Annotated in this window: 21 protein-coding genes; 2 read left to right on the plus strand and 19 right to left on the minus strand. The window is 35.7% G+C overall.

The genetic code is table 11. The features are described from left to right. Window positions 1-81: 81 nt before the first annotated feature. Entirely contained in the window at window positions 82-3450 is a 3369-nt protein-coding gene (dnaE, locus tag RZ79_RS03860) for a DNA polymerase III subunit alpha (RefSeq protein ID WP_054450089.1), read from the minus strand. A gap of 117 nt (window positions 3451-3567) precedes the next feature. Here dnaE and RZ79_RS03865 point away from each other — a divergent pair, with 117 nt between their 5' ends. Further along, window positions 3568-3756: a DUF2929 family protein gene (locus RZ79_RS03865; protein WP_034530781.1), complete on the plus strand. Its 189-nt coding sequence runs from the start codon at window positions 3568-3570 to the stop codon at window positions 3754-3756. 36 nt (window positions 3757-3792) lie between these two features. Here RZ79_RS03865 and clpB read toward each other — a convergent pair whose 3' ends face one another. The 15 genes from clpB to rpsU form a co-directional block, all read right to left on the minus strand. Next, the gene (clpB, locus tag RZ79_RS03870) at window positions 3793-6375 is read right to left on the minus strand and encodes an ATP-dependent chaperone ClpB (RefSeq protein ID WP_054450091.1); all 2583 of its coding nucleotides are present in this window, start codon (window positions 6373-6375) and stop codon (window positions 3793-3795) included. Between the two features lie 105 nt (window positions 6376-6480). Further along, window positions 6481-7716 (minus strand): peptidase T, encoded by a 1236-nt coding sequence (gene pepT, locus RZ79_RS03875; protein WP_054450093.1) that lies wholly within the window; start codon window positions 7714-7716, stop codon window positions 6481-6483. A gap of 11 nt (window positions 7717-7727) precedes the next feature. Next, the gene (locus RZ79_RS03880; RefSeq protein WP_054450095.1) at window positions 7728-8531 is read right to left on the minus strand and encodes a Nif3-like dinuclear metal center hexameric protein; all 804 of its coding nucleotides are present in this window, start codon (window positions 8529-8531) and stop codon (window positions 7728-7730) included. After that, window positions 8532-9227, minus strand: a complete 696-nt coding sequence (locus RZ79_RS03885) for a tRNA (adenine(22)-N(1))-methyltransferase (RefSeq protein WP_054450097.1) — start codon at window positions 9225-9227, stop codon at window positions 8532-8534. A gap of 88 nt (window positions 9228-9315) precedes the next feature. Then, window positions 9316-10428, minus strand: a complete 1113-nt coding sequence (gene rpoD / locus RZ79_RS03890; RefSeq protein ID WP_053795494.1) for an RNA polymerase sigma factor RpoD — start codon at window positions 10426-10428, stop codon at window positions 9316-9318. Between the two features lie 16 nt (window positions 10429-10444). After that, window positions 10445-12286 carry a DNA primase gene (gene dnaG / locus RZ79_RS03895; RefSeq protein ID WP_237756538.1) on the minus strand — a complete coding sequence of 614 codons (1842 nt, stop codon included), beginning with the start codon at window positions 12284-12286 and terminating at the stop codon, window positions 10445-10447. 111 nt (window positions 12287-12397) lie between these two features. Beyond that, window positions 12398-14476, minus strand: coding sequence for a glycine--tRNA ligase subunit beta (glyS, locus tag RZ79_RS03900; RefSeq protein ID WP_054450101.1), 2079 nt, complete (start codon window positions 14474-14476; stop codon window positions 12398-12400). Continuing rightward, window positions 14476-15408, minus strand: a complete 933-nt coding sequence (gene glyQ / locus RZ79_RS03905) for a glycine--tRNA ligase subunit alpha (protein ID WP_034530772.1) — start codon at window positions 15406-15408, stop codon at window positions 14476-14478. Before glyQ ends, glyS begins: the two co-directional genes overlap by 1 nt. A gap of 281 nt (window positions 15409-15689) precedes the next feature. After that, on the minus strand, window positions 15690-16451 hold the full coding sequence (gene recO, locus RZ79_RS03910; RefSeq protein ID WP_053795497.1) for a DNA repair protein RecO: 762 nt from the start codon (window positions 16449-16451) through the stop codon (window positions 15690-15692). Window positions 16452-16479: 28 nt separating this feature from the next. Continuing rightward, window positions 16480-17391 (minus strand): GTPase Era, encoded by a 912-nt coding sequence (gene era, locus RZ79_RS03915; protein ID WP_420313688.1) that lies wholly within the window; start codon window positions 17389-17391, stop codon window positions 16480-16482. A 15-nt stretch (window positions 17392-17406) separates the two neighbouring features. Then, on the minus strand, window positions 17407-17802 hold the full coding sequence (locus tag RZ79_RS03920) for a diacylglycerol kinase family protein (protein ID WP_054450106.1): 396 nt from the start codon (window positions 17800-17802) through the stop codon (window positions 17407-17409). Continuing rightward, a complete protein-coding gene (ybeY, locus tag RZ79_RS03925) occupies window positions 17780-18259 on the minus strand; it encodes an rRNA maturation RNase YbeY (RefSeq protein ID WP_054450109.1) in 480 nt (159 codons plus the stop codon). Before ybeY ends, RZ79_RS03920 begins: the two co-directional genes overlap by 23 nt. 24 nt (window positions 18260-18283) lie before the next feature. Then, window positions 18284-19252 carry a PhoH family protein gene (locus RZ79_RS03930; protein WP_054450110.1) on the minus strand — a complete coding sequence of 323 codons (969 nt, stop codon included), beginning with the start codon at window positions 19250-19252 and terminating at the stop codon, window positions 18284-18286. A 120-nt stretch (window positions 19253-19372) separates the two neighbouring features. Then, window positions 19373-19816: a GatB/YqeY domain-containing protein gene (locus tag RZ79_RS03935; protein ID WP_054450113.1), complete on the minus strand. Its 444-nt coding sequence runs from the start codon at window positions 19814-19816 to the stop codon at window positions 19373-19375. A gap of 80 nt (window positions 19817-19896) precedes the next feature. Continuing rightward, window positions 19897-20091 carry a 30S ribosomal protein S21 gene (gene rpsU / locus RZ79_RS03940; protein ID WP_034530758.1) on the minus strand — a complete coding sequence of 65 codons (195 nt, stop codon included), beginning with the start codon at window positions 20089-20091 and terminating at the stop codon, window positions 19897-19899. A gap of 174 nt (window positions 20092-20265) precedes the next feature. Here rpsU and RZ79_RS03945 point away from each other — a divergent pair, with 174 nt between their 5' ends. Beyond that, complete coding sequence (locus RZ79_RS03945) at window positions 20266-21078, plus strand: pyruvate, water dikinase regulatory protein (RefSeq protein WP_053791816.1); 813 nt, start codon at window positions 20266-20268, stop codon at window positions 21076-21078. Window positions 21079-21102: 24 nt separating this feature from the next. Here RZ79_RS03945 and RZ79_RS03950 read toward each other — a convergent pair whose 3' ends face one another. Genes RZ79_RS03950 through RZ79_RS03960 form a run of 3 tightly spaced genes read right to left on the minus strand, consistent with a single transcriptional unit; the run spans window position 21103 to window position 24060 of the window. Continuing rightward, the gene (locus RZ79_RS03950) at window positions 21103-22008 is read right to left on the minus strand and encodes a deoxyribonuclease IV (protein WP_080997455.1); all 906 of its coding nucleotides are present in this window, start codon (window positions 22006-22008) and stop codon (window positions 21103-21105) included. After that, the gene (locus tag RZ79_RS03955) at window positions 21998-23212 is read right to left on the minus strand and encodes a CDP-glycerol glycerophosphotransferase family protein (protein ID WP_054450260.1); all 1215 of its coding nucleotides are present in this window, start codon (window positions 23210-23212) and stop codon (window positions 21998-22000) included. The genes RZ79_RS03950 and RZ79_RS03955 overlap by 11 nt, the downstream gene beginning before the upstream one ends. 38 nt (window positions 23213-23250) lie before the next feature. Further along, on the minus strand, window positions 23251-24060 hold the full coding sequence (locus RZ79_RS03960; protein ID WP_034530755.1) for an ABC transporter permease: 810 nt from the start codon (window positions 24058-24060) through the stop codon (window positions 23251-23253). Window position 24061: the final 1 nt, after the last annotated feature.

Genomic DNA, 24061 nt, shown 5'->3' on the forward strand with positions numbered 1-24061 from the left:
ATAACTAGGTTTCATCTAGAATTGTATCACTTTTTAAAATTTATGTCTTTTATTTTTGCGCAATTTTTTAATAATTCAAAATTATTTATAAACTACATTGCCATCTCCTAATAATTGAATAAGTTTATTGTACAATTCCTTGCTATTATTCAAATTATTGTCAGTACTTAACAGCTTTTTGGTACCGTTTTGTGAATTATATATAACGACTTGATGAGTTCCATGATTTTGTTTCATCAATGCATAAACATTTCTCAATACTTGATTGGAATTGTGGGCCTCATCAATCTTCAAATACCATTTTTCACTAGTCATTTGTTTTTTGATCTTACTCAAAACGTTTGCAGCAGGATACATCTTATCGGCAATCAGTTGATACTGACCGTTTCTCTTTTCGGGTTTACCACTTACCAGAATCACCATGGATGTTCTAATCCAATTAGCTATAAGCTTGTAAGTTGAAGGGAAGACTGTCACGTTAATGTCTCCGGCAACATCGGTTCCATCAACGAATGCCATATTGTCACCCTTCTTGGTTCTAATGGTCTTAACTCGTTGGACATACAATAGGCAGTTAATTGGTTCGTCATAACTACCCAATTCGTCTGAAGAAACAATCTTCATCGCACTTTGTAGTTGTTGATATTGTTCCACTGGATGTCCTGATAAATAAACACCAACGTATTTATTTTCCAATTCCAGTTTATCAACTAGACTAAGCTCTTCTGCGACTCGCTTCTTAGGCTTTAATGTCTTGAATAAGTCCTGAGATCCACCACTTAGGTTAACTGATTCAACATATTCATCAATCGAATTAGCTAACTCGGATCGATTATCACTAAAACTATCAAAAGCACCTACGTAAATAAGTGGTTTTAATAAGTCATTCTTTCTAAACTGTGGAGAAATTCTGGAAATAAATTCTTCTAGTCCCTTGTATGGACCGTTTTCTTCACGCCCTTCAACAATTTCACGAATAAAATCACTACGGATTCCTTTGATGCATCTTAGGCCAAAGATAATGTTTTGCCCGTCGTCAATAAACTCTTCAAAAGACTTATTGATATCGGGTGCCAATACATTAATATTACGTTTTTTAGCCTCGACAACATAAACGTTAATCTTGTCGTGATTTCCCATTACGGAGTTCAATAATCCGGTAAAGAATTGACGACTAAAATGAGCCTTCAAGTATGCTAATTCGAATGCCATCTTACTGTATGCCACCGCATGAGACTTATTGAAACCGTAACTAGCAAATCGTTCAATATATTCGAAGGTTTGACTAGCAGCTTGCTTTGAGTAACCCTTCTTTTCGGCTCCAGTAATAAACTTATCTCTCATGGATTCCATTACGCCTTGCTTCTTCTTACTCATTGCACGACGTAACAAGTCGGCTTCACCAAGAGTGAAACCACCCATGATTGATGCCACTTGCATTACCTGTTCTTGGTATACAATGATTCCGTAGGTTGGACCTAACACATCAACAAGGGTTGCATCAATTCCTTCAACCTTTTCATTGCCCTTCTTTCGAGCAATGAAAGTATCGATATTTTCCATTGGACCAGGACGGTACAAGGCATCAACAGCCGCAACTTCATTAAAGTTATCAGGGTGTAATGATTTCAAAACCCGTTTAATCCCGTCAGATTCAAATTGGAAGATTCCATTAGTATCACCCTGTTGGAATAATTCTAGTGTTTTTGAATCATTTAAATTAATCTTTCTGATATCAAAATTACTATTAACATCTTTTCTGACTAATTGAATGATGTCATTTAAAATTGAAAGGTTTTTTAAACCAAGAAAATCAATTTTCAACAAACCAATTTCTTCAACATAGTTCTTAGAATATTGAGTAATCAATAGCTCTTCATTTCCTGATTGAAGTGGTGAAGTCTCAACAATTTTGTTTTGGCTTAACACCAATCCGGCAGCATGAGTCGATGAGTGTCTAGGGTTACCTTCTAGTTTAGTTGCCGTTTCATACATCAATTTATTCAATGCATTGTCGTTAACCAGGTTTCTTAGTTTTTGTGAGTTATCATAAGATTCCTTAAGCGTAATCTTTAACTTGTTTGGAATTGCTTTACTCCACTCATCTTGTTCAAACTTAGATAACCCAAACGTTCTACCAACATCCCTTAATACTTGTTTGGTCGACATGGTATCAAAAGTGACGATTTGGGCAACGTTTTGATGTCCGTATTTGTCATGGACATAGTTTAAAATCACTTCACGTTTATCGTCTGGAATATCCAAATCAATATCCGGCATTTGGGCACGTTGATCATTTAAGAAACGTTCAAACAATAGGTCGTATTCAATCGGATCAACATCTGTAATGTACAAGCAAAATGAAACAAGCGATCCGGCTGCTGAACCACGTCCGGGACCGGTCATGATGTTTTGTTGATGAGCATAGTTAATAACGTCCCACACGATTAGGAAATAATCATTAAAGCCCATTCCATCAATCACTTGTAATTCATGCTTTAAGCGATCACGATAAACTAGCCATTTATCTTTTGGAACCGCTAATTCTACTAAACGATTCTTTAATCCAGTTATACATAACTCAGCTAAGAAATCCTTTGATGACATATTTTTGCCATTTTCATAGTGTGGTAAAACCGGTTGTTTTTTACTAATCTCGACATGACAACTTTGCGCTACTTTTTCGTTATTAGTTAGGCATTCTTCAAGTCCCTTTAACCGGTAGTCATTAATTACCTCAGAACTTTGTTTTAACCAGTTCTGTGTTTCTTCATGGCTTTCACCCAATGGATTGGTTAGACGACGATTATCATCTCGAATGCATTGCATTACCTTCAGTGCGAATGCATCATCGCTATTTAGATTTTGGACTCTAGATGATGCAATTAGATCAATTCCTAATTGTTCTGATAATGATTTTACTTGTTCAATGTAGTCATTATCTTCTAGTTTTTCTTCACTAATCGCTAAGAATATATCATCTTCTTGGTGGCCAGTCTTAAGATTACTTATAAAATCACTCACTGTATCAACTTGGTGTTGTTTAATAAACGCTGCTACCTCGCCGTAATCAGGAACAATTATAAAAGTATCTTTGGTAAAACTAAGTACATCATCTATTGAAAGATTTTCGTTTTCCCTTGTTTTAGCTAGAGTTGATAATTTCATGATGTTTCTGTATCCATCATTATTCTTTGCTAAAACAATCAATTGATTCGACTCTTCATCCGCTGAGACATTCTCAACGGAAAAAGTAAGTCCGATAATTGGATGAATATTATTTTTTATACACTTATCATAGAATTCAATTGCACCATACATAACTTTGTCATCAGTCAACGCCAGGTTAGTATACCCACGTTTAATTGCTGTTGAAATTAATTCATCTATTGAGATCGTACTATTCAACAAACTGTATGAACTCATTACGTTTAACGGTGTATAATCCATAAAAATCATCCCTTTCATTCAACAATTATAACAAAAATATCAATTGGTTGGATTATTTATAACTGTTTTTTACTTCTTAACTGTGGTAAAATTTCTATGAAATGTGAGGTGGATATGATGAAATTCATTATTTCAAATCTATTAGTTATTTTCTGGGCTGTTATCTTCGGTGAAATCATCGGATACATTGCCAGTCAATTAACTGGACTAACCTATAACTTAACTGAAATTGGTGTCGTATCAGCCGTCGTTGTATTAATTGCGGTTAACGCTTTAACACTTATTTCAAAACACTCAGTCAAATAATAAAAGCTCAAGTTAATCAACTTGAGCTTTTTTTGTTTATTCAAATGTTAATTCGTTGTTGGCTAATCCAATCTTAACTGTAGACTTGGCTTTTACCTTGTCTGCAATGATTAACTTAGCCAATTGTGTTTCGACATTTCTTGTCACAAATCTTTGTAATGGTCTTCCACCATATTGTGGATCGTATCCATTATCAGTGATCCAGTTTAGTGCTTCATCACTGACTTCAATCTTGATTTGTTGATCATTTAAACGTTGACCTAATTGATCGATTAAATGTTTAACAATTTGTCTTACATCCTTCTTGGATAGTGGCTTGAATGTGATGATATCATCAATTCTATTTAGGAATTCTGGTTTGAAGCTCTTCTTCAACAAGTCATCAACTTGTTTCTTAGCCTTATCAGAAATATTGCCGTCCTTATCCAAACCATTCAATAAGATATCAGAACCTAGGTTTGATGTCATAATCAATAGCGTATTCTTGAAATCAACTGTGTGGCCTTGACCATCAGTTAATCTTCCATCGTCTAACACTTGTAGTAAGACATTGAAGACATCAGGATGCGCTTTTTCTATTTCATCAAACAAAACAATGGTGTATGGGTCTCTTCTAACGGCTTCAGTTAATTGGCCACCTTCTTCGTAACCAACGTATCCTGGAGCAGCACCGACAAGTCTAGAAACGGATTCTTTTTCCATATATTCTGACATGTCAATTCTTACCATGTGTTCTTCTGAATCAAATAGGTTTTCAGCTAATGATTTGGCAAGTTCGGTCTTACCAACACCGGTAGGTCCTAGGAATAGGAATGATCCTAGTGGTTTGCTTGGATCTTGTAAACCAGCTCTAGAACGTAATACCGCATCGGAAACAGCTGCAACGGCTTCATCTTGACCAACTACTCGTTTGTGTAAGTTATCATCTAAATGAAGTAGTTTTTCTCTTTCACCTTGCATCAAACGGGCAACCGGAATCTTAGTTTCACGGCTTAATACTTCGGCAATACCGTCTTCTGTAACTGATTCACTAACCAACCAGTCGTCTTCATGGTCTTGGCTCTCCATCTTAGCTAGTTCTTCTTCAAGCTTTGGAATCGTACCATGTTTTAGAATTGCAGCCTTATTTAAGTCGTATGAACTTTCGGCTTGTTGCAAGTCGTTTTTAGCTTGGTCTAATTCAGCCTTCTTGTCACCTAATGTCTTAATGGATGACTTTTCTTGTTGCCATCTAGCATTTAACTTATTAACGGTTTCCTTTAAGTTAGCTAGTTCTGGTTCTAGTTTAGCCAAACGAGCCTTTGATTCGTCGTCTTCTTCGTTCTTTAATGCGGCCTCTTCGACTTCGGCACGCATTAACTTACGGTTGGCTTGATCCAATTCAGTCGGATTGGAGTTCATTTCCACTTCGATTGTTGAAGATGCCTCATCGACTAAATCAATCGCCTTATCTGGTAAGAAACGGTCTGGAATATAACGGTCCGCCAACTTAGCAGCTGCAACTAAGGCATTATCATGAATTCTTACTCCGTGATGAATTTCTAGTCGTTCCTTAATTCCACGAAGAATTGTAATGGTGTCGTCCACACTTGGTTCGTCAACGCTAACCTTTTGAAAACGTCTTTCAAGTGCCTTATCCTTTTGCATATACTTTCTGTATTCATCAACAGTAGTTGCACCAATCAAATGGAGTTCACCACGAGCTAACATTGGTTTTAAGATATTTCCGGCATCCATACTACCTTCTGATTTTCCGGCACCAACGATGTTGTGAATTTCATCGATGAACATGATAATTTGGCCTTCAGACTTTTTAACAGCCTTTAAAACCGCCTTCAAACGTTCTTCGAATTCACCACGGTACTTGGCACCAGCAATCAATGAACTCATGTCTAATTCAAACAATGATTTATCCTTTAAATTTTCAGGAACATCATTTACGGCAATACGCTTTGCTAAACCTTCAACGATTGCTGTCTTACCAACACCAGGATCTCCAATCAATACAGGATTGTTCTTGGTCATTCTGGAAAGAATTCTGATTACGTCTAGAATTTCTTCGTCTCTACCGATAATAGGGCCTAACTTACCTGCTCTGGCTTCGGCAACCAAGTCGACACCATATTTCTTAAGTGCTTGATAATTATCTTCTTGATTCTTTGAAGTCACCTTTTCGCCCCCTCTGATATTTTGTACTACTTCTTCAATCTTTTGTTTTGTAATTCCTTGGTCTTTTACATAGTCGACAACTTTGTTACCTGTTGTATCCATCAATGCGATTACTAATGTATCAACGGCGACATAGCCATCACCCAAGTTTGTTTTTTCTTTTTCTGCGTTTTGTAATAGTTCGAGCATACTGGATGAAATATTTTGTCCATAGGCCACGCCTTGGCCATCTACTGTTGCAATTTCATCTAGCTGTTGATCCAATTGCTTTTCGAAATCATCAACGTTCATCCCTGCTTCAGCAAAAATCTGTCTTGCTAATTCACCTGGTTGAACCAATACCTTGAATAAATGGGTAATTGTGATTTCTTGATGTTTGCGATTAGCAGCCACCTTTTGTGCTTCAGCTAACGCTTGTGATACTGCTTCTGTTAATTCATCTGGATTCAATTATTTCACCTACTTAATAAAAAATACCTATGAGAAATCCATCTCATAGGTAAATTTTACCAAAAGGTCACATTAAATCAAATTATTTTGACCTTTTTTGACTAATTATTTTTCTGCGTTTAATTTAGCGATTTCAATGATGACATCACAAGCTTTTTCCATTGTTTGAACAGATACGTATTCAAAACGACCGTGCATGTTTTCACCACCGGCAAACAAGTTTGGTGTTGGTAATCCCTTAAATGAGATTGTTGAACCATCAGTTCCCCCACGAACTGGGAAAATGTCTGGTTGAACATCAACATTGTTCATTGCTTCTTTGGCTAAATCAACAACTTCCATGTTCTTCTCGATTACTTCGGCCATGTTGTAGTATTGATCCTTAACTTCAACGTGAACGCGGTCATAATCAAAGCGTTTATTCATTTCATCAGCAATCTTTTTGAAGTATTGTTTTCTTTCTTCAAAACGGTTTCTGTCATGATCTCTGATGATGTAAGACATCTTAGTGTTATCTGGAGTACCATTGATTTCAAGTAAGAAGTAGAATCCTTCCTTACCATCAGTGTATTCAGGTCTTTCGTAAGCAGGTAGCTTAGCATTGAATTCCATTGCTAGAAGAGCTGCATTGACCATAACATCCTTAGCTTCACCTGGATGGACATCGGTTCCTTTAATTTCAACGGTTGCACCAGCGGCGTTAAAGGTTTCGTATTGTAATTGACCTTTAGCTCCACCATCAACAGTATAAGCCATATCAGCACCGAAATCTTCAACGTCGAACTTCAATGAACCAGTTCCGATTTCTTCGTCCGGGCCAAAACCAACTTCGATTTCACCGTGCTTAATTTCAGGATGGTCAATTAAGTACTTCATGGATGAAACGATTTCAGAAACTCCTGACTTGTCATCAGATCCTAATAAAGTGATTCCATCAGTTGTGATAAGAGTATCACCAGAATACTTATGTAGACTTTCAAATACGTTTGGATCTAAGTTGTATTCCCCGTCACCTAATTTGATGTTTGATTTTCCATCATAGTTTTCTACAAATTGAGGGTTCACATTTTCTGAATTAAAATCAGCAGTATCAATATGTGAAATGAAACCAATTTTCTTTACATCTTTGTCGATGTTTGAAGGTAGGGTTGCAAATACATATGCACTTTCTTCATTTGTTCTTACGTTAGATAAACCAATTTCTTTTAGTTCTTCTTTTAATTGATTTAAAAATATAGTTTCACGGTTTGCTGATGGAATGGTAGTGCTACTTTCATCAGAACGCGTATTAATCTTAACGTATCTCAAAAAACGAGGTACTAAGTCTTCATACTTACTCATGGTGTTTCCCCCTAAATAAATTGATATGGATCAGTGTTTATAGAAGATTCTATCACATCTATTGGCCAATCATAATCTTTTGCCCACTCTTTAAACATTTCTGCCAAATATGGTTTGCAAATGCTTTCGATATGGTGGCCAGGATCAACAACTGACATGTGATCAGCAATCATATCATGACCAACGTGATAATAAACATCCCCGGTAACATAAACGTCTGCACCTTTATCCTTAGCAATGTTATAGAACTTACCACCATCGCCACCTAAAACGGCGACCTTTTTAACTGGTTTATTCAATTCATGACTAATTAGTCGAAGACCGGAAACATTGAAATATTCCTTACAATTACGAGCAAATTGTTCGACTGTTGTGGTTTCCTTTAGTTCACCAATGCGACCCATGAAATATTCAACGCCCTTATAGTCTCCTTGGCTTACTAGTCCTTCAACGTTTCTTAAGTCCATTGCTTCAGCTAACCAATCGTTCATACCGCCATCTGCATTATCCAAATTGGTGTGTGCAGAATAAACAACGATGTTGTGCTTAATGATATCGGCATACATCTTGTTTTGTGGGACATCTAAATCCATGTTTTTAACGGGTCTAAACATCGCTGGGTGATGAGAAAAAATCATATCACAATCGTTTTCAATCGCTTCTTCAACTACTTCTGGTCTAACGTCTAAGGTTACTAATACCTTATGAATTTCTTGATTAATCGATCCAATTTGCAAACCAATTGGGTCATGCTCAACCGCAATCTCCTTTGGTGCAAATTTTTCAAACTGGTTAATTAAGTCGAATGCTTTCATTTATAACACCTCTTTAATTTCCTCAATTTCCTTCTTCATTGAATTAATCTTATCAACTGGTTTATCATGCTTGGCCAAGTTCATTTGGTCAATTACCATTTCAATTCTTTCAATTTCGTTCTCCCACTTTTCAACGAAAACATCTGAGTGTTGTTTTAGTAAAAATGGGCCAAACTTAATTTCTTGTTCTGTGTATTTTACTGTTTCGTCGGTCTTTTTCGCAACGATAATTTCATAGGTATGACCGTCTTCTCTTAAGATAGTTTCATCACTAATTTCATATTGGTTATTCATTAACCATATTCTCAAACGATCTTCACCAACGTTTGGTTGAAGAATCAATAATTCGTTACCTGATAAGTGTGACTTACCATTTTCTAGGATATTCTTGATTAAAGTTCCACCCATTCCTGCAATGGTAACACAATCAATTTTGTCCTCTGGTTGTACTGATAATAACCCATCAGCTAATCTAGTGTCGATTCTGTCACTTAAACCTTCAGCCTTAATTTCTTGAATTGCGTTGTCTAGAGGTCCCTTAGCAACCTCACTAGCAATTCCAAATTCAATTTGTTTTTGTTTCATCAAATAAACTGGCAAGTATGCATGATCTGAACCGATGTCTGCTACTCGACTATTTTGCGGAACAAAATCTGCAACTACTTTCAATCTTTGAGATAACTTATTTGCGTCCATAAAAACACCTTTTCTACTTTGTTATTATTTATATTATAACCGCTATAGAAAATAAAAAACAGATAGCAAATGCTATCTGTTTTAATTATTATTCAAGGAAATCCTTTAGTTGTTTACTTCTGGATGGGTGGCGTAACTTTCTCAAAGCCTTAGCTTCAATTTGTCTAATTCTTTCACGAGTAACACCAAAGACCTTACCAACTTCTTCAAGGGTTCTAGTACGACCATCGTCTAGACCGAAACGTAATCTTAGAACGTTTTCTTCACGGTCAGTTAGAGTATCTAAGACACCTTCAAGTTGTTCCTTTAGTAATTCGTATGCAGCGTGGTCGGCTGGACTAGTTGCATCTTGGTCTTCGATAAAGTCACCTAAGTGGGAGTCATCTTCTTCACCAATTGGTGTTTCTAGAGAAACTGGTTCTTGAGAAATCTTTAGAATGCTTCTAACCTTTTGAGTTGGCATATCCATTTCAGCACCAATTTCTTCAGGTGTAGGTTCACGACCTAAATCTTGAAGTAATTGTCTTTGAATACGGATTAATTTGTTGATTGTTTCAACCATGTGAACTGGAATTCTGATAGTTCTAGCTTGGTCAGCAATCGCACGTGTAATAGCTTGTCTAATCCACCAAGTAGCGTAAGTTGAGAATTTGAAACCTTTTCTATAATCAAACTTTTCTACGGCCTTCATTAGACCCATGTTACCTTCTTGAATCAAGTCCAAGAATTGCATACCACGACCAACGTAACGCTTAGCGATTGAAACAACCAAACGAAGGTTAGCTTCAGCTAGTTCTTGTTTAGCTTCTTCGTCGCCTTCTTCAATACGAAGAGCCAAGTCAACTTCTTGGTCAGCAGTTAGAAGTGGAACACGTCCGATTTCTTTTAGGTACATTCTAACTGGGTCGTTAATCTTAACACCAGTAGGAGCTGAAGCTGAGTTCTTCAATTCAGCTTGAGTAACCTTTTTAGCTGCTTCTAGGGCACGTGGATCTGGATCACCATTTTTATCAACAACACTGATACCAGAGTCTTCGATTTTTTCTAGTAATTCGTACATTTCAGTCTTAGTTAGCTTGAATGGCACAGCAATTGTGTCATTTACATCGTCATAAGTAACGTGACCAACTTTCTTTTGCTTCTTAATTAAAGCGTTGGTTGATTCTTTTAGTTCTTTCTTGTTTAACTTCTTTTCAGCCATTAAAGTGCCTCCTAAATTACGATCTGTCGTTCAACTGCTTTTGTCTTTGTAACTTGATGATTTCCATCGCTAGTTCGGTTTGTTTATCAACATCCCCTAGCTTCTTGGCATCATTCAATTCAGCCTGTTTGTTCTTAAGCTGAACATCGATCGGCGCCTCATTCATTATTATATTAACATAATCGTCAACCTCTTCTTTATTTGGCGCATCGCTCAACGGTAACATTTCGATATTAATCAACATGTTTTGTAGCTTTTCTTCTTTAATGAAGTCTTGAAACTCTGCTGATTTATACTCATCATGTGTCGCCATATAGCCTTGTGCCAATGTATATAGAAGTTGAAAATCATCATCCACAAATGAAAATCCATCTTTACTCATCAAATGTTGCCACATTTCACGTGACATCAAAATGCGATTAAATAGATATAATTCCGCCAATTCAACCTTGCTGTGTGATCTGACGTTATCAATTGGTTGGATGACTGGATGACCTTGTTGTGGTTCATCCCTTGATTTTTGAATCGACTTGTTAACGTTATTCTTTTGAATATAGGTATTCATTCGATTAGTCAAATCTAACTTATTCAAGTTAAACTGATCAGATAATTGGTTAACATAAATATCTCTTTCCAATGGATCGGAAATCTTAGCAACTTCCTGTAAGACATCGTTAATATAACTAATCTGGTCAGTTTCATTATCCAAGTTACGGTTCAACTTGAAGTATCGCATCTTAAACGAAAGTGGTGATTCATAAGCAGAATGCATATAACTAGCAAACTTTTCCTCACCATATTGTTTGCGATATTCATCGGGATCAATTCCCTCAGGCATTTGAATAACACCTAGAGACAAATCTGTATTACCTAATAATGACAATGCTCGATTAATCGCATTTTGTCCCGGTGCATCACCATCATAACAAACACTAACGCTTGGTGTTAAACGTTTAATCGTAGCTATTTGTTCGGTGGTAAGACTAGTTCCCATTGAAGCAATTCCGTTGGTTACACCTGATTGATAAGCAGATATGACATCCATGAAACCTTCAAACAAGATAACGTTTTTTTGCTTTTGAATAGTTGTCTTGGCGTCCGATAGGTTGAATAAGACTTTTCGTTTGTTGAAAATGTCAGTTTCAGGACTGTTTAGGTATTTTGCCGTTGAGGCATTTTTATCCATTACACGTCCTGAGAAACCAATCAAGTTGCCAAACTCGTTTTTAATTGGGAACATGATACGGTCAAAGAAACGATCACGAAGTTTACCATCATCAGTTTCAATAAATAGACCAGATTTTCTCATGTCATCATATTGAACTTTCTTGTTTTCCAAAAACTTATTTAAGATTTGTTCCTTAGGTGCAAATCCCAAACGATAGAACTTGATGGTGTCATCAGTCAATCCACGTTCGTGCAAGTAATCTAATGCCGGTTGTCCCACTTCAGTATTCATCAAAATATGACTATACAATTCAGTGGCTAGCTCATGCATATTGATTAACTTTTTCTCAACCGGATTGATGTTTGATTTAGCTTTATTGGAATGCTTATATTGGTCTGGAATTTCAATTCCTTGCATATCAGCAACTCTCATTACCGCTTCCGGATATGAAAGATTTTCCAATTCCATCATGAACTTAAAGACATTTCCACCTCTTCCACAACTGAAACAGTGAAAGATTTGTTTTTGTTCATTAACAGAAAATGATGCGGTGTTTTCATTATGAAATGGACATATACCAAATAGATTACTACCAGATTTTTTCAATGAAACAAATTGACCAACAACATCGGCAATGTTGGTTTCATTTCTAATCTGATCAATTACTTCTTCAGGAATCATTGTCAGCATATCTCCTTTCACTGATAAAAGTCGCACCGATTTTTAGTGCGACTTTTATTAAAAATACGAATAAATATTATACAGTATTTTATCAACCCATCATAGGTTTGTCTATCAATTCTATTTTACGATTAGTTGGTTTAAATCAGCAAACCAGTTAATCATGTTTGATAACTTAGTTAGTTCACGTAAATGATTGTTCTTAACGTTTTCATCTTTAGCCATAACCATTGTTTGGTCAAAGTAATCGTTAATTGAATCCTTCAAGTCAAATAACTTGTTGTATTCATCATTTGCACTTAGTGAGAAGAAATTATCTGAGATTGATTCAACATTTGAATGAAGGTTCTTTTCAGAATCGTTTTCAAATAATGATTCATCAACATTTAAGTCGTCTGCGGCAAATTCTTGTTTTTCTGAAATTCTTAGAACTCGAGTTAATGCTTCAACTGATTCCTTGAAGTTATCATCTTCCTTGTGTTCGTTTAGAATGTCGGCAACGTTAAAGATAAATTCGATATTATCATTGTTTGAGTTACCTGCAGCATCGATAATATCATGTCTAATCTTGTCAGTCTTTAGTTGCTTAACAATTCTATCCTTGATGAATGAAACGATTTCGCTAATTTCCTTGTTTTGATCCAAGTCAGGGGCAACATTTGCATCTTTTTCAGCGTTGATGAATGCTTCCATCATTTCAGTTAAGTTGAAGTTTAATTCTTCATTCTTAACAATTCTAACGATACCGTTAGCTTGTCTTCTCAATGCATATGGATCATTTGAACCACTTGGAATCATACCAGCGGCAAAGAAAGTTAGGATACTGTCAAACTTATCGGCTAGCGAAAGAACTGAACCAACCTTGGTTGCTGGTAGTTCACCTGTTGCTGAGATTGGCATGTAGTGTTCACGAATAGCAGTAGCAACGGCTTCATTTTCACCCTTTAATAGAGCGTATTTTTCACCCATTACACCTTGTAGTTCTGAGAATTCACCAACCATACCGGTTACTAAATCGAACTTGTAAATTTGAGCAGCACGTTTAACATCTTTTAGTTCTTGGTCGGTTAGTTTAGCATGTTGACCAATTACTTCAGCAATCTTTTCAACACGTTGCATTTTTTCAAACATAGTTGAGATCTTGTCGTGGAAACTTACCTTCTTTAGTTTGTTTACATAGAAGTCGATATCCTTAGATTGATCTTCTTGGTAGAAGAACATTGCATCTTCTAGACGTGCAGTAAGCACTTTTTCGTTACCAGCAATCACGTTTTCGATGTATTCGCTGTTACCGTTTCTAACAGAGATAAAGAATGGCAAGATGTTCCCATTTTGATCGTTAACGTAGAAGAATCTTTGGTTGTCCTTCATTGAAGTAATTAGAACTTCTGAAGGTAATTGTAGGTATTTTTCATCGAACTTACCAAAGAACGCCGTTGGCCATTCAACCAAGTTGTTAACTTCTTCAAGTAGACCTGGGTTGATGTTAATTACCCAGTTGTTTTCATCTTGGATTTCTTTGATTTGTTTTACGATTAAGTCTTTACGTTTTTGAGCATCAACAATTACAAATTGTTCTTTTAGCTTTTCTTCGTATTCATCAGCTGAGTTGATGGTTGTGTCTTGACCTAAGAATCTGTGGCCACGACTAACATTTGAAGCAGTGACATCTAGAATCTGAATTGGTAAGACTTCATCATCTAACAAAGCTACCATCCATCTAATTGGACGAATGAAGTCTAAACGGTAAACGTTCCACTTCATTAGTGTAGGGAATGTCATGCTTGTGATAACATCCTTTAATCCCATTAGGACTTCTTTAACAGGCTTTCCGGCAATGTGTTTTTCAACAAAAACATATTCAGTACCCTTAACTTCTTTAAAGGTAATGTCATCGGTGCTTAATCCTTGTCCCTTAGTGAAACCAATGGCTGCCTTTGACCAGTTACCTTCATCATCTAAAGCAATCTTCTTAGCAGGACCTTTTACAGTTTCGTTTACGTCAGGTTGTTTTTCAGCTAAACCTTCAATTTGGATAGTTAAACGACGAGGAGTTGAGAATGGCTTAACAGCATCAAAATCGATTCGTTGATCTTTTAAGTAATCTTCAGTCTTCTTAACTAATTGTTTGATACTAGGTGTTACCACATGAGCTGGCATTTCTTCTAGTCCAATTTCAAGTAAAAATGTGTGAGCCATTATTTTTCCTCCTTGTTTTCATCATCTTTTAGAAGAGATTGTCTTAATTTTTCATCTTTAATAAGTGGGAAACCACGTTTCTTTCTTTCAGCAATGAAGGCCTTAGCTATTTCTCTGGCCATTCTTCTGATTCTTGAAAGGTATCCGGCACGTTCAGTAACTGAAACGGCTCCTCTAGCATCTAATAAGTTAAATGTGTGGCTACATTTTAGAACGTAGTCGTATGCAGGGTGAACTAAGCCGTTTGCGATTTGTTTTTTAGCCTCTGTTTCGAAGTCATCAAACATCTTTAGTAACATTTCTTGGTTACTTTCTTCAAAACTGTATTTTGAGTGTTCGTATTCTGGTTCTTTGAAGATATCACCGTACTTAACACCATCACTCCATTCTAGTTCAAAAACGTTGTTAACGTCTTGAACGTATGAAGCAAGTCTTTCTAAACCGTAAGTGATTTCTGAAGCAACTGGGTTCATTTCTTGACCACCAACGATTTGGAAGTAAGTAAATTGAGTAACTTCCATTCCGTCTAGCCAGATTTCCCAACCAACACCGGCACAACCCATTGATGGATTTTCCCAGTTGTCTTCAACGAAACGAATATCGTGTTCTTCTGGGTTAATGCCAAGTTCTTTTAAACTATCCAAGTATAGTTCTTGGATGTTTTCAGGAGATGGTTTCATGATTACTTGGAATTGGTGATGTTGGTATAAACGGTTAGGGTTTTCACCATATCTACCATCAGCGGGTCTTCTTGAAGGTTCAACGTATGCTGCGTTCCATGGTTCAGGTCCAATTGCACGTAAGAATGTGTATGGACTCATAGTTCCAGCACCCTTTTCAGTATCGTATGCTTGCATTAACATACAACCTTGTGATGACCAGTATTGTTGTAATTTTAAAATGATGTCTTGCATTGACAACTTTTCTGTCATGTTACTTCCTCCTAATAAACGAATGGCATAAAAAAAACCTATGCAAAAAGTATACTTAAATACAGTTTACATAGGGACGATTATTCGCGGTTCCACCCTACTTCTGACTTTCGTCAGCAGCTTGATTTCTTTGGTTCAAAAAGTGCCAATCATTGAAAAATGCAAGTAGCTCACACTGTCCTACTATCGCTGAAAATCATTTTATTCAATGACCCTCTTTTGTCATTACCATTCGTATTTATTTAATTTAATTATAGTTTACAATTGCTAAAAAATCAATTCTATAATCTTAAGTCATTCATTTGATCTAAGAAACTTTTACTCTTTAGGTGAATCCCTACAGAATCCGAGTAAATCTTATCGAGAAGCATTCTTAAATTTTGCTTTGTATTGTCATTTACATTAACGTTACCCAATTTATTTAAATCAATAATTGAGAAACGACGTAAATAATAAATAGTCTTTTGATCTAGGTGCAACCGGTTATCATCTAAATGAAAATGATTTTGGCAAATCAATCCACCATAGGTTTCGGAGTAATCAAAGTTTAGATCATTTCGACCACAAATGGCACATCCCCTTAGTTCAGGTTGCACCCCAAACTCACCTAAAAGTTGGATTTCACAAATGTTTGTAATCACCTCAGGATCAACACCGTTATCAATCAATCGTAATGCTGCAAATAACTGGTTAAACCAATGTGGAATTGGTGTTGAGTCAGGAAACGCAACGTCAACCAAAGACATAATGTAAGTGGCATAAGCATTTAAGAAAATATCCTCGCTAATGTTTTCATAATGGTCAGTATCTAATCCACTATAAATATAAGATAAGTTTTCAGCATTTATCTTTCCAGAATACGTACCATAGGTAAAAGGCAAGATATCCGCCATCATCTTAAACCCTCTTTTACGAGCGCCTCGAATGAAAAACATCTTCTTGCCTGCCTCGGCCGTTAAAAACTTAACTAACATATCATTTTCTTTGAAGTTCTTTCGGTATAGTAAAATACCGTGAAAATTCATATATGTTTGTGAATCCATTTTTATTCACCGACCATTTTTTAAAATTTTAATAATTATCCTTCTTGTATCCTAGTGACTTAAGAACGGATGATTCATTACGCCATCCAGGATGGACCTTAACCCAAAGTTTTAGATAAACCTTGCTACCTAATAGGTCTTCGATATCTTGTCTAGCAAGGGTACCAATCTTCTTTAGCATTGATCCTTGCTTACCAATCAAGATTCCCTTTTGACCAGAACGGTCTACTAAGATATCAGCTTGGATATCTACGTTGCCGTTTTCCTTGGTCTTCATGCTTAAGATATCAATCGCAATTGAGTATGGAATTTCATCTCTTGCTAACATTAAGATTTTTTCTCTGATTAGTTCAGCAACGATAAAACGTTCTGGGTGATCAGTTACTTCATCTTCTGGGTAGTATTGTGGACCAGCTGGTAATAATTGCTTTAAGTTGTCCATCAATTCATCAACGTTGTTACCTTGTAGTGCTGAGATTGGGAAAACTTCTTTCCAATCAAGCGCCTTCTTGTAAATATCCATGATGCTTAGCAGTTTGTTTGGATTGATTTCATCAATTTTGTTGATGATTAAGTAAACTGGCTTATCAATATCCTTCAAGCGGTTAATGATAAAGTTATCTCCAGCACCTCTTGTTTCAGTGGCACTTACCATGAATAAAACAGCATCAACTTCTTTTAAAGCTGAGAAAGCTGATTTTTCCATGAAATCATCTAATTTGTTATTTGGTTTGTGAATTCCTGGGGTATCCAAGAAAACAATTTGTGATTCATCATCGGTGTATACACCTTGAATCTTGTTTCTAGTTGTTTGTGCTTTGTCACTCATAATCGCAATCTTTTGACCGATAATACGGTTCAAGAACGTTGATTTACCAACGTTTGGTCTACCAACGATTGCTACAAATCCTGAATGAAAGTTTGGATCAAATTCCATAATAATTCCTCCGTGCTGTTAAAATCCAAATATGATAGGAACGTATACCAATAATCCGATGATTGCTGCAAAGATTGACGCAATGACCACACCTGCAGCAGCTACATCTTTTGCCTTCTTGGCAATTTCATTATACTTATTACCAACAATTAAATTAACAATTGATTCACATAACGTATTTACAACTTCAGCGATTAAGACAATAAACATTGCTAACAAAATCCAAACCCATTGGCTCAAATCAATCTTAAGAATAAACGAAATAATCACTACGATTAAAGATGCAATTAAATGAAATCTAAAGTTACGTTCTGTCTTGCATAATATCACTAAACCATCAAAAGCATGCTTAAATGATTCAGCAAAACTACGATTTTTTCCGACTACTTTTTTATCTTTTAATCCCATAGTCATCCATAATCTTTCTTTGCAATGGGAACATAACATCTTCATCTTCTTGCTTCATGTGATCATAACCGTTTAAGTGTAGGAATCCATGAACAACAAGGAAACCTAATTCACGTTCGTATGAGTGGTCTAAAAATTCTGCTTGTTCAGCAACTTTATCGATTGAAACAAAGATGTCACCAATGTTTTCAGGGATTTCTGCGGCCATTTCATCATCCATAATTAATGGAAAATCGTCATCACCGTCTTCAATCGCAAAACTAATAACGTCAGTTGCGCGGTCAACACCACGATACTTACTGTTAATTTCCTTAATTTCGTCATTATTAACGAATGTTACTGACATTTCAGTATTATCCTTAAGTTCTAATGCTTTGCTAGCAAATTGCAATACATCTTCCACTAAATCGATGTATTTTTGGTCTACACCGTCTTTTGTCTTATCGTAAATTTCTAAATCCATTCTGGTACTCCTGTTATAAAATTTCTAGTTTTGTTGATATTCTTCGTAGGCATCGATAATTCTAGCAACCACTGGATGTCTAACAACATCCTTAGAATCAAACTTAACAAAACGAATCTTTTCAACATTTTGTAAGATTGATTGGGCTTGAACTAGACCACTACTTGCATGTTTAGGCAAATCAATTTGAGAGATATCACCGTTAACAATCATCTTTGAACCAAAGCCAAGACGAGTTAGGAACATCTTCATTTGAGCAGTGGTTGTGTTTTGAGCTTCGTCTAAGATAACGAAAGCAGAGTCCAATGTTCTACCACGCATATATGCTAAAGGCGCAATTTCAATAACTCCTCTTTCCATCAACCTAGCAGTGTGTTCTCTTCCTAGAATTGAATGAAGAGCATCGTAGATTGGTCTCAAATATGGATCAACTTTTTCTTTTAAATCACCAGGTAGAAAACCGAGGCTTTCACCGGCTTCAACAGCAGGTCTTGTCAAAATAATCTTTTCGACATCACCGTGTTTTAGTGCTGCGATTGCCATAACCACAGCTAAATATGTTTTACCAGTACCGGCTGGCCCAATTCCGAAAGTAATATCATTACGTTTTACAGATTGAACGTATTGGCGTTGACCAAAGTTCTTAACACGGACTGGCTTGCCCTTAAAGTCTTTGATTAATATTTGATTGTATAGATCTTTAAAATAACTTAACGTATCATTTTTGGCCATATTCATAGCAGAAACAAAGTCACTGCTATTCAATGAGACACCATTTTGAATTAAGTCCATTAAGTTCTTAAAAATTGAAATAACTTTATTAACATTATCTTCACTTCCGGATACCTTTAAATTAGTTCCAAAAGCATTAATTGATACTTCCATACCCTCTTCAAGAATTGTAACGTATTTATTTTGTGCCCCTAATAACTTAGGTTCAAAATCTAAATTATGAATAATAAATTCTTTGGTTACTTCAGTTTGTTCTGTCAATATAGCGACCCCTTTTTTATTGATAATCAAATATTAGCACAGATTTTGACTTTAAAAAAGTTATTAATATGTACTAACAAAGCATGCTTGTAGCATAGCACAACCATACTTTATAAATAATTAGCTTAAGTGAGCTTTTACAGATTGGTTAACTTCATTTCCGTTAGCTTTACCCTTAACCTTTGGCATGATAGCACCCATTACTTTACCAAAATCAGACATTGCTGAAGCGCCAACTTCACTGATAGTTTCTTCAACTACCTTGTCAATTTCTTCTTTTGACATTTGTTTTGGAGCGTACTTGCTTAGCACAGCTAATTGTTCTTCTTGTTCGGCAACTAAATCATCTCTACCACCATCTTTGAATTCAGCAATAGATTCCTTAACTTGCTTAACTTCACGACTGATAACAGTTAGTTCTTCGTCATCACTTAAATCATGACCTAAAGCAACTTTTTCGTTAGTTAGGGCTGATTTTAGAGAACGAATAACATTCAAAGCAGTTTTGTTGTGTTCCTTCATTGCATTTTTAAGATCTTCATTAAGACTTGTAGCGATACTCATTATAGTTTCCCTCTTTCAAAATATTCAGCTTAGTTTTAGCAAAAAAAACGTCCCTGAAATAACAGGAACGTTTTTAGTAATTAAAAGCGACGGCTTTTTTTCTTGTTGTTGCGCTTTCTTGCTGCTTCAGATTTTAATTTACGTTTAACACTTGGTTTTTCGTAGAATTCTCGTTTACGGTATTCACGTAAAGTACCGTTCTTGGAAACTGTACGTTTGAAACGACGAAGAGCATCATCAAGAGATTCGTTTTTACGAACGACTGTTTTTGACATATGAAAATTCCCTCCCTCCGAGCTCGAAATACAACAGTTACTTTTTATTTATTAAAACTGTTCTTAATAATTATACAAAACAATATTTATAACGTCAATATTACATTTGAATTTAAAACTACTTTTATGACAGTTTTTTAGATATAATAAAGTCGTAAAAAAGGAGTGATTTTGATGAAACATATTAATATATTTGCCATCTCAGATTCTAGTGGTGAAACAGCGATGCAAGTAGCTAAAACTGCTGGTGCACAATTTGAAAGCGCTGATATTTCATACGAACGATACCCATTTATCACTACCGAATCAATGTTAAGTGGTATCTTAAAAATTGCTAAACAAAAAGAAGCTGTCATTTTTCATACCCTAGTTAACGCCGATTTAAGTAAACTAATTGAAGATTTTGCAATGGCCAATAATTTACAAAACGTTGACTGTGTTCAAAAACCCATGAAGGCAATCAGTAGCCAATTAGGTTTCAATCCTGAACGTGTCAGTGGTTTGGTGCATGACTTAAATGACGACTACTTTAAGCGCATTGAAGCGATGGAATTCTCCGTTGAAAATGATGATGGAAGCAATCCTCAAAACCTAACAAAAGCAGATGTCGTAATCCTAGGAATTTCTAGAACATCAAAGACCCCGCTATCACTTTATCTTGCAAACAAGCAAGTAAAGGTTTCAAACGTACCAATTGGTCCTACCATCCAATTACCTAAAGAAGTCTTTGATGTTGATCCAAAGAAGATTATTGGTCTTACCAGCGTAACTAAAGATATTCAAAAAATTAGAAAAGCCAGAATGGCATCATATGGTATCGATGAAGATACACCATATTCAAACTCAAAGAACATTGACGAGGAATTAGAATACGCTAACAACTTATACCATAAACTTGGTTGTTTAATTATCGACGTCCACGATAAATCAATCGAAGAAACAGCCACTGTGATTATGGAAAGTCTTGATTTAGATTCATACCAATAAAAAAAGAGCTTAACAGCTCTTTTTTTATTGATTTAAAATATCATCCATCAAATTGTTATTGAATTGTTGTTCTTTTAACATTTTAACTTCGAAGTAATGTGGCGACAACTTCTTCTTACTTCCTTCAACAGCAACAGCTGGTGTTTCCATAATCTTTGGAACATCAACTAATGATTCGTGATGAGCAATGTAGTTCAAAGCATCGAACCCGATTGTTCCCAAACCAATAATTTCGTGTCTATCCTTGTGACTACCGAAATCATTCTTAGAATCATTTAAATGAACAACCTTTAATCGATCTAAACCAATTACATGGTCGAATTCATTTAGTACGCCGTCAAAGTCTTCTTTAACATTGTAACCAGCATCATTAGTATGACAAGTGTCGAAAGTAACGGATACTTTATCGTTATCCTTAACACCATCAATGATTTGGGCAATTTCTTCAAAGGTACGGCCAACTTCTGTTCCCTTACCTGCCATGGTTTCCAAAGCAATTTGAACCTTTTGATCTGGTTCAATGACTTCGTTTAACCCTTTGGCAATTTGAGCAATTGCTTTATCTGCACCTTCGCCAACATGAGAACCAGGATGTAACACAATTTGTGTTGCACCAATGGCTTCAGCACGTTTAACTTCTTCGTGTAAGAAATCAACACCAAACTTAAAGTTTTGTGGCTTGGAAACATTTCCTAGATTAATGATGTATGGAGCATGAACAACGGTTTCCAAAATACCATGTTCTTTCATGTATTCCTTACCGTCTTCGGCTCTTAATTCATCAATTGGCTTTCTTCTGGTGTTTTGAGGAGCACCAGTGTAAACCATAAATGCATTTTCACCATAGCTGTCAGCTTCTTTAGCAGAACCCAAAAACATGGTTGAGCCATTCATGCTAACGTGAGATCCGATTAAAAACTTACTTGTCATTACTAATCATCCTCATTTCATCAACAAATTTTTCTGAAGAGTCTGCAGATTCCCATCCACAATACTTTTCATAGAATTCTTCATACTTCTTATCGTAATCAGAATACTTCTTTTCCTTGTTAAATGCATCAATTTGCTTGTAAAAATCGTCTTCGTCTTCAACAACAGGTCCAGGTAATTCTGTTCTGTAGTCAAAGTAGAAACCACGAATATCATCTTCATAATGTTTTAAATCATATGCATAGAACAACATTGGTCGTTTCAAGTTTGCATAGTCAAACATTACTGATGAATAGTCTGTGATTAACAAATCAGACATTAGGTATAAGTCACTGATGTCTTCTTCAACCATGATGTAAACACGGTCTTCAAAGCCCCTAATATCAATGAAGTCTTTTACAAGGTAATGTGGTCTGATAATTAATACAGTGTTGTCATCAACTTGTTCAAAGAAAGTCTTTAAACTAAATGGTAATTCAAAGTTGTAAACACCCTTACGTTTGTAATTATCATCACGCCAAGTTGGTGCGTAGGTGATTACGTTTAAATCATCTCTACCAAGGTATTTTTTCTTAAGTCTACTAATGTTGTCTTGATTGTCACCATAGTATAAGACGTCATTTCTTGGGTATCCGATATCTAAGAAATGATTGTTAAAATCAAATGCTCTAGAAAAAATATCTTTTGAGTATTGATTGGGTGCAATTAAGTAATCCCAACGATGGGCTTCATTAGTAAAGTTTTCTTTATACTTTTCAGTATTAGTACCAGGCATCATAACGTTTTCGATGTCAGTACCTAGTTTTTTCAAAGGCGTACCATGCCATGTTTGCATGTATACAGTCCCCTTATTCTTGTTCCACCATTTTGGTGTTCTGGAATTAAATACCCAAAAGTTAGCTCTGGCCATTACCCATACCCATTTAGGCATGAATTTTCTGACAATCTTGATTTCAGGATATAATTCCTTGAAAGTCTTATATTGAGCTTTTCTGACAGTAAAGTATGCTTTTGACTTATCTTCTGGATACTTTTCAATCCACTTTTCATAGACAGCTGCCGGGTTATCATTGATGTCCTTACCCTGGAAACTTTCAAAAACAACTAAATTCTTCTTTACTGGTAAAGTAATCAAAATGTTATTAATCAAGATCAATACTCGACGAATTGACTTCTTAATAAATCTAATTACTTTTTTCTTCAATTTCATCATACGACAATTTCAATCCTTTTAACTTTTAACTAAATGTAATCTACGAAACGAGCTCTGAACTTGTAGTGTAGATGTGATCCAACCAATAGGAAGAATAATACTGTTAGCCAGAAGATTAACATCAACATTGGTTTTTGCCAGAACCAAGCTTCACCTAGCATTGATTCTCTAAATCCTGAAACAATGTAGAAGAATGGGTTCAATTGTAAGAATCTTACAAAGAATGCTGGGAAAGCATTTGTTTCAAAGTTAAATAGAACTCCAGACATGTAGAACAATACTCTCATGATTGATTGTAAGAAGATACGGTAATCACGAACAAGAATTGTTACAGTTGAGTTGAAGATACCGAATGCTAATAGCCAACAAATCATTGCAAAGAAGTAGTATAGCCATTGAATCCAGTATAGGTTAGGTAGTACTCCACCCTTTAGGTAACCTAAGATAATTGAACATGCTAACATAGCCCAAAATGAACTTAAGTTAGTTAGAATCTTAATTGATGGTAGAACACTAACTGGGAACTTCATTTTTGATACCATACCAACTTGTTGGTAGATACTCTTTGAAGCATCTAAAGTAACGCTGTTCATGTAGAACCATGGTGTAATACCGATAACCATCCAAGTTAGGTAATCAACACTTCCAGATGTACCCTTCTTCAAACCAACACCGAATACTAACCAGTAAATTAAGATTTGAATAATTGGGTATAGATATGCCCAAACAATACCTAGATAATGACTCTGATAATCTGACTTATCTTGGTACTTTGAGACTCTAAACATTATTGGTAAATTTTGAATTTGCTCTTTGATTAATGTAATGACTTCCTTCAAG

This window comes from Apilactobacillus kunkeei DSM 12361 = ATCC 700308 (assembly GCF_001281265.1).
Taxonomy (GTDB): Bacteria; Bacillota; Bacilli; order Lactobacillales; family Lactobacillaceae; genus Apilactobacillus; species Apilactobacillus kunkeei.